The sequence below is a fragment of the Bdellovibrio sp. ZFWA1 genome (genome assembly GCF_056175665.1).
Window position 1 is genome coordinate 1,211,314 of sequence record NZ_JBJKJH010000001.1, and the last position, 11,941, is coordinate 1,223,254.

An 11,941-nucleotide genomic window follows, 5' to 3' on the forward strand; every position below is an offset into this window, starting at 1 on the left:
GAAGCCAGAGTCGTAAGACTCTGGCTTTTCTATTTCTAAAACAACCAGTTGTAACCAAGATTGAATGTGGTCAGGCGATGGCTTGTGCTGGTGGCGGGATAGGTGCGGCTCCCCGTTCCTGACATTTTTCCAGAGTAGCTTTCAAACAGAATCTCTGCTCGTAGGGTCGACTTAATCGACATCAGATAGTCGACATAAACTTGGAAGTTGATGATATCGGCCTTGGGCGACCCACTTGTTTTGCCTTCAGATAAAGACTTTGTCAGATAGTATTCAAAGTCTGCTCCAAAAATCATTGGAAGCTCGTTAGACAACGGAAACTGCCCCCCTAAATTTAGATGAAGGCCGCCGAAATTATTGCTTGTATAAGCTTCGGGAGTTGTATCATCGACATCAAATTTTGTTTGGGTAAAACCTCCACCCAAATTCCATTTAGGTCCGAAGAAGTCATCAGTCATAAGTAGGCTGGTCTTCACAGCAAGTCCGTACTGGCTAAGACTCATGTTTACATTTCGTGGACTTGAACCGCCAAGATTATTTGTGATTGAAAAGACAGATTGGCGAAGCTTGTAGTCCACAATCAAATCTCGAGTAATCCATAGCTCCCCTTTTAGGGCTATATTCGGAGAAAACGCACTAGATGCAGGAACTCCGCCGATGGTGTTTAGATTTGTATTGTGATTATAAAACGAGTTGCCAATAAAGAGGCCCAATCGACCAAATTGAGGTCTTGAAGTATCCAGCCATTCGCGGGGATTATTTCCAAATGCGACGTCTTGATCCGCTCGCTGACTTAAGCCCTCTACAAGTTTTCCGTCTTTATCTACCATCGGTGAAGGGTAAGACACAAAACCCTTTCCTAAAAGCTTTGCTCCTACTTGAATTACACCCGGCTCTTTTTCTAAGACGATGTTTCCAAAGCTTAGGGCTGAATCGACTTTGAATATTTTAATCTTTCCTAGAATTTCTTTTTCCGTGCTTACCGCAAATCTCAATTTTGGGTGTCTATTGACTTGAATGATGTGAATGGCCGTAATTTCATCATTCACCTTAATGCCTTCCGGAATTCCCATATTTAAAGTCACTGTTTGGCCTTTTCGGCTTAGCACAAGTCCTTGATATGGAATTCTACTTTTTAGCTTTTTGAAAGTGTTAATAAATAGGTCTTTAATTTCCGCTGTTTCAAAAGTCTGTGGATCTTTGAAGCTTTCTTCTAAAAATGGTTGTCCATCTTTAGCTAGATATAGCGTGACTTGGCCTACAACTCCCGAGGGACCCTTGGAAAGATTTGCAGTTATAAGAGCGTCAACTCCATGAGCTTGGGCTACTTTTTTTACTAGATCAGGATTGCCATCAAAGAGTCCACCACTCCAGGTTGCTTTAGCTAAAGAATCTGGGTTGAAGTCGACAAGGCCCCACTTAAGATCATTTTGTAGCTGATCCTTTAAGGCCGGATTCACCGCGTTTGCGTAGATTCCGTTTAAATTATCAGTTGCCGGAAGTAGTACGATTTTGTTGATCGTTAAACTACTGTCGACATCACCAACAAATTTGTTCGAAACATTTTGCTGGGCAAAGGTCGTGGAGAAAAATGAGAAAGTGATCGATAGTAAGACAAAGATGATTTGCTTCATAAATTTATTGTGCCGCGTAGTTTTTTTTTCGTCAAACGACCGTCAAGTAAACAGGGTAAAAGGCCGATCTCTTTTGCATGAAATTCTTGTTTGCAGTGGTTGTAGCGAAAATCTATTTTTCGACGTCGATAGCTTCGGCTCAATCGGCGCTTTACGGCATTGATTCTGGTCGTTATGAAGTAAGATCCTCGACCAAGGTCATAGACTCTGCCATGCAAAAAAATTCGAAGACTGTTGCTGCGAAAAAGGACAAACGACGAGCGCCTGCTTCAGAGGAATCCGGCAATCCAGTTGTCGAACTAACACTGAAGCCATCTTCGGGATCTGCGACGTCAACAGAACCGGATTCTGAAGTATCCAAGGCTGAACCAAAATTAGAAGCAAAAGTTGAAAAAATCGATTTAAAGAAGGAGCCTGCGATAGGCGAACAAATGGAGTCGATTTTTGATTCTCGTCTTAGTGATGTTCTAACATTTTATCAAAATCATATTCATCCTGATGATATACGGAATAATCAAATAGAGGCCGATCTGTTGCCTTCGTTGGTGCATCTGGATGCTCGATCGAACTATTCTTATAGAAGATATACGACTCAGTATGTGAGCTTGGGCCTCAAAGCTACTGCGTGGTTTACGCCTCGAATTGGCTTGATAGGCGCTTTTGCGACATCTCTTGCGGCAGATGTTGATTCTGGGAATGCTAATAAAGATAAAGTTAATGCTAAATTTGAAAATATGGATATGGGGTTTAGCTTTCGAAGTTTCGAAGGCCTTAGCCGTCGGGCTGACTCGACAGAATTTATGCTTAAGCTAATGAACTCTAAAACCACGATTCCTTCGGATGAGGTCGACAGAGCGTCGTTGGCAAGTTCAGGTTTGGGTCTTGGAGTGCGCACTCGATTCGTCGGAAGTGGCCAACACAAATGGGTATTAGGCGGTATGCTCTTTCCTCGAATAAGTCATTCAGAAACGGCAACTTCTGCTGCCGGAAGAAGCGGCCAAAAGGGTGAGTCCGTCAAAGTTGAATTTGAACTGGGTGGTGAATTTGAAAGTTCGCGCCGATCTCAGCTTATTTGGAATTTAGGCTATGGATTTGAACGAAATACTTTCACCGGACAGGCGATTAACTCGGATCCGATGACAGGAGTCAAACCCACCAATGTTGGAGTCAGCACCACGACGTTGTCGTTTGGACTAGGCTATCGTTGGGGTCGTTAGAATTTCCTCTTAAAAAAAAAGAACTCATCCTATACTAGTCTCATGAAATTGCGCTTTGTAGTAGCAGATGATGCGGCGTTTGTTCGCGAAATAGTCAAAAATTTATTAGAGAGCGACGGCCATCTTTGTGTGGGTGAGGCCTCTAATGGAGAAGAGGCGCTTCAGGTTGTAGCGGCTACACTGCCCGATTTATTGATTTCGGATTTAGTGATGCCAAGCAAATCAGGCTTGCATACTATTAAAGCCGTCCGTGAAACATATCCTGTTACAAAAATAATTGCTTGTTCAACTTTAGATGACCAGACGAATATCAACAGGGCTTACGCCGTTGGTTCAGATGCATATATCGTAAAGCCATTTCAGGCTCAGGATTTCCGTAGTACAATTAAGAAATTATTTTCTCAGGTTAAAGAGGTTACAAATGAGTGAATTTGTATTTGCAATGAAGTGTTTGCTTAGCACAATTGCGATTGTTGTGATGATGCAACTTAAAATCTCTGGGGTTTCAATGGAGGATCGCGCTTTCCATTGGTTTAGAAAATCCTCGGTTTCGCTTTATGTTCAATCTGTGGCTGCTGGTGGAGTGGCTGCCGTTAAGAACCTAGCTGGCTCTGTTAAAGATGGCATTGCTGGCACTACAGACAGCTTCAAAGAAGGCGCTGAAGAACAAGCAAGCCATTAATAATTTCAACACTTAATGATGATGAATTAGCGTACACCCGACATGGATTTGCTGTCGTTGGTGATATTCTTTGTCATGGTTGAAGTTGTAACTGGGGGATTGGTTTTAGCAAGCAGTCCCGCATCAGATTGATGAGAGCATTTTGTATCTTGGGCAAAACTTGTCGAGAAGAATACAGAGATTGCGATAAAAAGAATGAATTTCATAGTGTCCCCTTCATTGTAATACCTTTATAGTTAGCACTCTTTGTGCCAACATCAGGACTGTCTCAATGTAAGACTGATTGACCTCTGATCAGGTATTTAGAACATCAGTTTCTAAATATAAGACAGGGTAAGGGGGGATCACCCTGTCTTATCAATGACACTTGTTTAAAGAATCCACAGATTAATTAACACCCGTAGATCCAGCCGCCGAGCTTGAACCGCCTGTTGAATTTGTCTTCACGGCTTTGACAGGGTTTGTTGATGCAAACAATCCACCACCAGACCTGTGATTGCACTTCGGATTAGAAAATGCCGAGGCAGCAAAAAGAGTTACAGCTACTAGAGCAAAGAATTGTTTAAGGCGCATGGGGACCTCCTGTTTAGAGTTCATCTATTCAAAAGGAGATTATTGCGAAGCGCGTGCCAGAATGGATAGCGAAAAGACCGTTGAAATCGCCTCAGATAGAAACAAAAACGACCTCTTCGTTAAGAAGAAGCCGTTTTCTGATCTCAGGTGTAAAGAATCTGTACGAATTTAGCGAGTTCCTGAAGAGCCCGTATTGTTGCCACCGTTTTCCTTTTTATTCTGACTAGCAGAAGCTGGAATGGCTTTGGTGTTATCGAACAGGCGATTGTGCTTTAGATTTTTATAGCATGATTTGCCGGGATCTGGGCAGCCGTAGTTTGGTACCCCAGCACCATCGCCCACCATTGCTTCATTTGGGTCTTCACCGGGATTTGCAGAGCGATCTTGTGCAAAAGCAGAATATGAAGTCGCAAGCATCATCAATGAAATAATTAATTTAAAAATCTTCATTCATTCCGCCTTATAAATAGAGTTCCGCTGTTGCTGGAGCAATAATATCCAACAAGTTGTTAAATGTACTTGCAACCTGCATAGCGACTGAAGGACCTTCTTTACTTTCAACCTTATTGATTTCGCCCGATGGTTTATAGCTCACTTTGATCGCACCTAAACCTGGACGAGTTACAATGGCTGGTTTGCCGTAGCGTTCTTCATATTCAATTTGTACGACTTTTTTAGCTTGGTCAGTAATCGATGCGATGCGGCCGCGAGCATCATAAGTCATTGTAATCTTTTGGCCGTCGCTGTTCTGGGCGAACACAAGATTGCCTTTGGCATCGTATTTAAACTGCGAAAGTTTAGTAGCAACGGGTTTTCCTTTTTGGTCAAAAAAGATATTTTTTACCTGAGCTACCTTTTTTGTCGTATTGTCATAGATAAATTCCATGCGATTTACTGACGTTTCTTTAGCTTTTACCAGACCGTTTTCATAGTAATCGAAAGACACTTTTTCAGAGTTCTTGCGAATAGAAAGAGGGCGACCAAAAATTTCATGGTAGGTAATATCAGTTACCGAACCGTTAACGTCGGTCAGGACGCGCTGAAGGTAAAACTGACCATCAGGGCGTTGTTTGTGCCAGAATTCATAGCGGTTCTCAGCGATAGTCTCTTTTCCACAAACTTTTTTAACAGTAGACCAATAATGGTTTTTTGGATCTTGTGGGGCAAATTCATATTTATATGATTCGTTACACTTGTCTCGGTCTGTAAAAGAAACAACCCAGTCATTAGTGATATCGTACTTAATTGCAATGAAAGACTTATCTGGCCAAGTAGCTTTTGTCAGATTGTGAAGTTCATCATATTGATAAGAGTACTCTTTTAACCAGGCATTCTTAACATAAGACAAGTCATCGAGTCCTTCGAACTTATAGTCTGCTGCCAGTCCATTGGGTCCTGTGATCTGCTTAACTTTCTTATTTGGATAGTACTTAAATTGAAGTTTGCGACCGTTATTATCTTCAATCATGGCAAGCAAATCTTTTTCATACGAGAACTTTAAGAAGTTGTTGTTCTTATCGTACATATGAGTCATGCGCCCTTGAAGGTCGTACCGTTGCGCAGATCCATCAGGCAATACGCGGGTATAATAAGTCTTATTGAAGACGAAGTGTTCAACCTCGCGGCCATTTGCAAAGAATTTTGTACCTTCTTTGACTGGAATCTGAATGCCATATTTGGCGGCCATTTCAGAGCGAAGATTATCGTCTTCTAGCATTTGAGCGCCGATTGTTTTCAAATAGGCATCAGTGACACCCACCTTTTTTTCGGCTTTCATTTTTGCTGTGATTGTTGCAATAGTTTTGTCGACATCAGCGCGAGTTAAATCACGAGGGGCGAAGACAACTTCTAAGCCGCCTCCACATTCTTTAACTTTAAGATTCCCTTCAGCTGTGACTTCAGCAGAAGTTTCAAAATCAGAGCACCATCCAAACCCGAACATGCCATTAAACAATGAGCGGGAATTGTAAGTTCTGATGATCTTTAAATCATAGCCCGATCCTGGAACATCCATATCGATCCAAGAATTCGAGTAGTTGGCGTTTTTCATGTCCACTAACGCATAAGCATTAGCAGAGAAGAGCATTGCGGTAACAAGGGTTTTGAACATTCTGTAAACCTCTTCCTTGAAGTTTCAGTGGCATTACACCTTGATTGTAACTACTTTTTTAATCAGGATTCCACCTATTAATATCAAGACCAGCATAACGAACAAGAGAACAAGACCAAGGGTGGTCGAGAACATTGGCTTAATAAAGTTTGGATCTATAAGAAGAAATACAAAGCCTAGAATGAATGGGATACAGGTAATAATAATTCCCTGCATGACTCCTTGAGCAGTCATGGCCTCAATTTTTTTCTCGATCTTTTGCCGTTCGCGGACCGTCAAGACGATGGTCTGGAAGGTTTCGGCCAAGTTACCGCCGGTTTCCTTTAAAATATTGATCGAGGTCACAAACATTTGCACGTCAGGTCGGGGTATTCGCTCTCCAAGGTCATTGAGGGCGCTTTCAAAGCTATCACCAACTTGCATTTGGTAAAGGATTTGATTGAATTCGGCTTTTATTGGGTTGGGCATAATCTCGGTTACTCGGCGCATAGATTCTTGTGGGTTAGAGCCCGCCTTGATTCCGTTTGCCATTATAGTTAGGCCGTCAACCATTTGGTCGACAAATTGATTACATCTTTTTTCGTACATCGATTTGATCGCCAACAGCGGTAAAGACCATCCCGCAACGGTCACGGCGACTCCAAAGATAATTCCTAAAACTAAATTTGGCCAGAATAAGAAGAAAAAGACCGATCCTAAACCAAAACTTAATAGCAACATCATCTTGGTTAGCTTTGAGTCTTCAATTTCCGAACCCATCAGCTTCATATATTTAAGGATCTCATCTTTTTTACCTAAGCTTTTGTCACGAAGATAGTTGATGACTCTTTCTGCTGAATAAAGAGCTACAATAAAAGTACATATCCCCACTACAGGTATAAGAATCCAATCTTTAAAAAGAAATGACATGGCCTTCTCCTATCAACTTCCAGTCTTTTTGACTGCAGTGTTCGGCATTCCAGGCATCGTCGGCATTTTCGGCGCAGACGGTGCAGGCGCGGCATTTTGAGGTGTCGCAGAGGCCGGTTGTTGTTTAGGATCATTCGAAAAGATCTCACGTGGAATTACAACGCCTTTATCACTAAGCTTTTGGATAAAGCTTGGGATAGTGCCGGTTGCTTGGAAGACTCCTTGAATTTTTCTATTTTTGTCGTAGCCCGTTTCTTTGAATTTAAAAATTTCTGCAAGTGTCACGACATCACCTTGCATGCCTGCGACCTCAGTGATGCTCATTATCTTACGGCTTCCATCAGAAAGACGCGAAATTTGAACTATCAAGTGTACTGCTCCCGCAATCTGTTCACGTATGGCTCGTATAGGAAGATCCATTCCGGCCATCATACAAAGAGTTTCAAGACGGGCAATACACTCTCGGGGGGAGTTGGCGTGAGTCGTGGTCATAGATCCATCGTGACCCGTATTCATCGCCTGTAACATGTCTAAGGCAGCGCCGTCACGGCACTCACCGACAATAATTCTATCAGGACGCATACGAAGGGCGTTCTTGATGAGGTCGCGGATTGTAATTGAGTTTGATCCTTCCATTGTTGAAGGACGTGTCTCGAGGCGAACAACGTGATCCTGTTGAAGCTGTAGTTCGGCAGCGTCTTCCACCGTAATGATCCGCTCTGTCGCGGGAATAAACGACGACATCATATTTAGTAATGATGTTTTACCGGAACCTGTACCTCCCGAGATGACGACATTTAATCCATTTTCCGAGCAGATCCGTAAAAAATCGATCATGCTTTTAGTAATAGATCCAAATTCAATATACTTTTCGGGAGTGATTCCGCCTTTTTTAAATTTTCGTATCGTCAGGGCTGGGCCATCAATTGCTAGAGGCTCGATAACCGCATTCACCCGTGATCCGTCTTTAAGGCGGGCATCGACATAGGGGACGGATTCGTTAATTTGTCTTCCTAGCGGCGTCACGATACGCTCTATAATTCGTCGTAGGTGGTCATTTGAAGTAAATGTTGTTGTAGCAAGTTGGACCTTGCCGCTTTTTTCGATATAGATTTTTTTATAGCCATTGACCATGATTTCGGAAACGGCGCCGTCGGCCAAAAGATCTTCTAGCGGGCCCAGACCTAGTGCTTCTTCCAAGATTTCTTTAATGATTTTTGCGCGTTCATCCCTTGGCAAATCAGGAGCTTCCCGGTCTACAATCAAAGTAATTTCGCGTTTTGTTTTTTCCCGAATTTCTTGTTCTTTTGATTCGTCTTTTGCCCCATCGACTAAAAGTTTTTTAAGATCGACAGTGCGGATAAGTTCACTGTGCACGCGAAGCTTCATGACCGTGCGAGGATCGCCCTCTTTAGGAATGGGAGTAGATCCGTCTGCTGCAGGCTGTGGCGCAATGACGGGTTTTGGTCTTGCCAAAGACTTTAAGCGCTGAAGAGTGCCTCCGGTAAGCTTTCGTACACATTCATAGTAGCTTGCAGTGATAGGAGCTTTGGGGGCCGCTAAAACAAAGGGGGTGTACTTTTGCAAAGCCATCATTGAAGTTGGCTCATCTTGCGGAATCATTCCACAAACTGGAACCTGAAGCTGGCTGGCAATGACCTGCGGAGATAGTCCCGTTGGTGAAACTTTATTTATAACCAACTGAAACATATCTTTTGGAAATGTCTGCGAAAGAAGGTCATTGATCAGTCTTTGAGTTTGGGTAACTACCAATACTTCAGGGGACGTTACGATCATAATTGCTGTGGCATCTAATAATAAAGCTTGTTGTAAAGCCGTAATGTCATTGCCGCAGTCAGCGACGATGAATTTATAATTTCGGCTAAAGAACTCCACTGACTTCATCAAGCTATCAGGAGAAATATCGAATCGTTCTTCGGGGCCGCGAACGGCTCCAACATAGGAAAGACCGGATTGGTGTTGAGTGACTAATTGATTCAGAGGTGTGGAATTCAATGAACCTTGAAAACTTGCAATTTCTTTAAGAGTCTTCACTGGTTTAAGACCAGTAATTACGTTTTGATCACCAACAGACTTAGAGTCGCAATCAAGAAGCAAGACCTGTGTTCGAAGTTCTGTCATCAGGGCGCAGGCAAAATTGGCAGCAAAGATGGACTTACCAACGCCACCTTTTCCGCCAACAACAGCGATTAATGTACAATTAGGATTTAATGCCAATTCGCACCTCCCTCGTTACATATCGGAAGACGCGGCCGTAAATTCCACGGTCCTTATGTCTAGTCTCTAAGTCTGAACTTTTTCTTGATCTGTTCAGCACCAGCGCTAGCAGATGTTTTGATGATCGGAGTCACAAACACTACGAACTGGCTTTGGCTTCTAGAAAATTCTTTAGAAGCATAAAGACTGATAATAGGGTTTTCGGGCATTCCAGACGGTTTATTATAGTCTGTAAAAGACGCATTCTTAATAAGACCACCAATTGCTGCCGACTGACGATCGCGCACCGTGATCTTAGTCGTCACCGAGTTCTGCGCTACGATCGGTCCAGCTGAAGTCTGACCCGTCACCGAGCTGACTTTGAAGTCCATTTGCATACTTACAGAGCTTGATTTGTCGCTTAGGACAGTTGGAGTAACAACGGATTCGATACCAACATCTTGGAACGATGTACTTTGAGTCCCGTTAGCCCCTGCTATCATAAATGGGTGTTTACTAAGCTGACTGATTTGACCCTTTTGATTATTTTCGATGATAATGGAAGTTGATTCCAATACTCGGGCAAAACCATGGGACTTTGCCCAGTTTAATTTTGGAAGAAGGTTGTCCACCACTCCCGCAATTTCTGAAACGACACCACCAGCTCCTTCACCACCCGACGAAAATGCCAACTGTGAACCGTCAGCTTTAAGTGTCGGAGTAAATTGGAAGCGGAAGTTTTTCATATAAGTTTTGTTAAGCTCTACAAAGTGAGCCACGATTTGCACCATTTTTGGTGGAGCTGCAGCTGGCTTCTCTTTAAGCTTGATCATATTAATGACGCCATCATTTGCGGGCTTTCGTTTTTTGATAACGCCTTTTTCCTCGGCAGCATCCATCACGATGTCAGGCAAATAAGTTTTTGCGATGATTTCGGCATTCGCACGTTCTGCATCGTCATTAGCCCAGCCTGAAAGGACAAGCTTTTCGTTAATAGCACGAACTTCGATTTCTGGATTGTTGATATCGCGAGAAATAAACTCTGCGATTTTTTTCAGGGCTAAAGGGCTTAAGGTAACCAGCGATGAAGCTTGATCACCGAATTGTTGAACAACGTTATAGATACGCGCCAAATCTTTTGGCAAAAGAATCTGTCCATCGACAACAACTTTATTGTTTACAATTTTTATATTGATACCTTCGATATCGCCCAGCAAGGCTCGCATTTCGCGAACGACTTTATCTAGTTTGCTTTTTTTGATATCGATTCTAAATTCTGCAACAATTTTGCCGTTTCGTTTATCGTGAATAGTCATAGTAGCGAAGCCTTCGGCTTTGGGAACAAAGCGAAGAACATTAAGTTCTTTAGCAAAGGAAGCGCTGACAATACGACGGAAGTCACCTTTAAATTCGACATTGTCTGGCAAAGGCGGAAGTTTTTCGTCTTGTTCAATTCCTAAAGTTAGGTTGATGAAGCGACGATTGCGATAGATAGGTTCTTCGCCAGTTGTGAGGGAATCAATTTGAGGCTTATCTTCGGTCAATGAGACCTCGGCATTGTCGGCCTCTTGCGCATGCAAGAGTGACGGGTGCAAGGCTGTCGCCAATAGCATAAAAGCTAGCGCTTTATACATATAATTCCCCCTAAGAACACAAAACAGTTTCATCATAGAGTCCTGAATCCACTATTTTGATTTTGCCCCGGATTGGCTGGTCTATTCTGCATGGGCTGATTCGGTGGTGGTAACACCGGTCGGCTTGGCGCAAGAACAGGCGGCGCAATCGTTGGTGCAGACCCTGAATCCAAAGAAATTGCAGGTTTACCAGCAACGGACTCTGAAGAAGACGACGGCAACCGAGGCTGCTTCGTTCTGTCATTCGGATTTCGCAGAGTAAAATAAATATTACCCGGCGACGTCGCATTGATATAATGCAAATCCTGAGCATCTTTAGGACTGACCTCAACTGTAATAGTAGCGTACTTTGTGTCTCCAGTTAGAGCGATTTGTGTAAGATTTTTTCCAGTTGCATCAGCTTCGATTACACGGGGAATGTTGTTTACAACTGAGACACCGGTGGCTAATACTGGGACGTCTTGTAATAAAGTCGTGAGCTCTCTGCGGGCGTTCATACCCTTACCGATATCAAGAGCCACTAAGATATCTACCCGATCACCAGGGCGAATGAGCTTTGCCACTCCACGAACTTCGTCCACAGCAATGGTGATGGCGCGCATAGAAGGTGCCACTTGAAGTGCAATTCCTGTGTCAGGACCCGGTGTTAATAAGTTATTTTTAAAAACGACTTGGCCTTTTTTAATAGGAATTGCAGCAACGTTTCCAATAGCTTCTTCAGGCAGAGTAATAGCACCTGGCTGAATAAACTGTGAAGGCAGCTCTACGGTCTCTAACATTGTGTCGTAGATGTTTTGCATTTCCTGAATGTCTTCTTTGGCAACAACAACACGTTTAGTAGTCCCAAATTTTTTATCGTACTCGGCTTTTTTCTCTTGAGAATAAGAATAGAGAAGGAATGTAGCAAAGACTCCCGCTGCGATAGAGATCATCAGATTTCTTGTATCATTCGAACCCATAGTGTT

General features: G+C 43.0%; 12 protein-coding genes. 3 read left to right on the forward strand and 9 right to left on the reverse strand.

Going from position 1 to position 11,941, the window contains the following annotated elements; all coding sequences use genetic code 11:
- Positions 1–35 precede the first annotated feature (35 nt).
- Positions 36–1,634 carry a hypothetical protein gene (locus AC04MN_RS05775; protein ID WP_475382239.1) on the reverse strand — a complete coding sequence of 533 codons (1,599 nt, stop codon included), beginning with the start codon at positions 1,632–1,634 and terminating at the stop codon, positions 36–38.
- A 77-nt stretch (positions 1,635–1,711) separates the two neighbouring features.
- Here AC04MN_RS05775 and AC04MN_RS05780 point away from each other — a divergent pair, with 77 nt between their 5' ends.
- From AC04MN_RS05780 to AC04MN_RS05790, 3 genes are read left to right on the forward strand one after another with little or no spacing between them, the layout of a single operon-like run.
- A complete protein-coding gene (locus tag AC04MN_RS05780; protein WP_475382240.1) occupies positions 1,712–2,851 on the forward strand; it encodes a hypothetical protein in 1,140 nt (379 codons plus the stop codon).
- Between the two features lie 42 nt (positions 2,852–2,893).
- Entirely contained in the window at positions 2,894–3,280 is a 387-nt protein-coding gene (locus AC04MN_RS05785; RefSeq protein WP_475382241.1) for a response regulator transcription factor, read from the forward strand.
- A complete protein-coding gene (locus tag AC04MN_RS05790; protein ID WP_475382242.1) occupies positions 3,273–3,533 on the forward strand; it encodes a hypothetical protein in 261 nt (86 codons plus the stop codon). Before AC04MN_RS05785 ends, AC04MN_RS05790 begins: the two co-directional genes overlap by 8 nt.
- Before the next feature lie 26 nt (positions 3,534–3,559).
- On the opposite strand, the gene AC04MN_RS05795 is transcribed toward AC04MN_RS05790, so the two are convergent.
- The 8 genes from AC04MN_RS05795 to cpaB form a co-directional block, all read right to left on the reverse strand.
- Positions 3,560–3,739, reverse strand: coding sequence for a hypothetical protein (locus AC04MN_RS05795; RefSeq protein WP_475382243.1), 180 nt, complete (start codon positions 3,737–3,739; stop codon positions 3,560–3,562).
- 181 nt (positions 3,740–3,920) lie between these two features.
- Positions 3,921–4,106 carry a hypothetical protein gene (locus AC04MN_RS05800; RefSeq protein WP_475382244.1) on the reverse strand — a complete coding sequence of 62 codons (186 nt, stop codon included), beginning with the start codon at positions 4,104–4,106 and terminating at the stop codon, positions 3,921–3,923.
- A 168-nt stretch (positions 4,107–4,274) separates the two neighbouring features.
- A complete protein-coding gene (locus AC04MN_RS05805) occupies positions 4,275–4,556 on the reverse strand; it encodes a hypothetical protein (protein WP_475382245.1) in 282 nt (93 codons plus the stop codon).
- Between the two features lie 10 nt (positions 4,557–4,566).
- On the reverse strand, positions 4,567–6,216 hold the full coding sequence (locus AC04MN_RS05810; protein WP_475382246.1) for a DUF6531 domain-containing protein: 1,650 nt from the start codon (positions 6,214–6,216) through the stop codon (positions 4,567–4,569).
- Positions 6,217–6,249: 33 nt separating this feature from the next.
- A complete protein-coding gene (locus AC04MN_RS05815) occupies positions 6,250–7,125 on the reverse strand; it encodes a type II secretion system F family protein (RefSeq protein WP_475382247.1) in 876 nt (291 codons plus the stop codon).
- A gap of 12 nt (positions 7,126–7,137) precedes the next feature.
- Entirely contained in the window at positions 7,138–9,363 is a 2,226-nt protein-coding gene (locus tag AC04MN_RS05820; protein ID WP_475382248.1) for an ATPase, T2SS/T4P/T4SS family, read from the reverse strand.
- Between the two features lie 59 nt (positions 9,364–9,422).
- Positions 9,423–10,976, reverse strand: a complete 1,554-nt coding sequence (locus AC04MN_RS05825; protein WP_475382249.1) for a BON domain-containing protein — start codon at positions 10,974–10,976, stop codon at positions 9,423–9,425.
- A 32-nt stretch (positions 10,977–11,008) separates the two neighbouring features.
- Positions 11,009–11,935, reverse strand: coding sequence for a Flp pilus assembly protein CpaB (cpaB, locus tag AC04MN_RS05830; protein WP_475382250.1), 927 nt, complete (start codon positions 11,933–11,935; stop codon positions 11,009–11,011).
- Between the last annotated feature and the right edge of the window lie 6 nt (positions 11,936–11,941).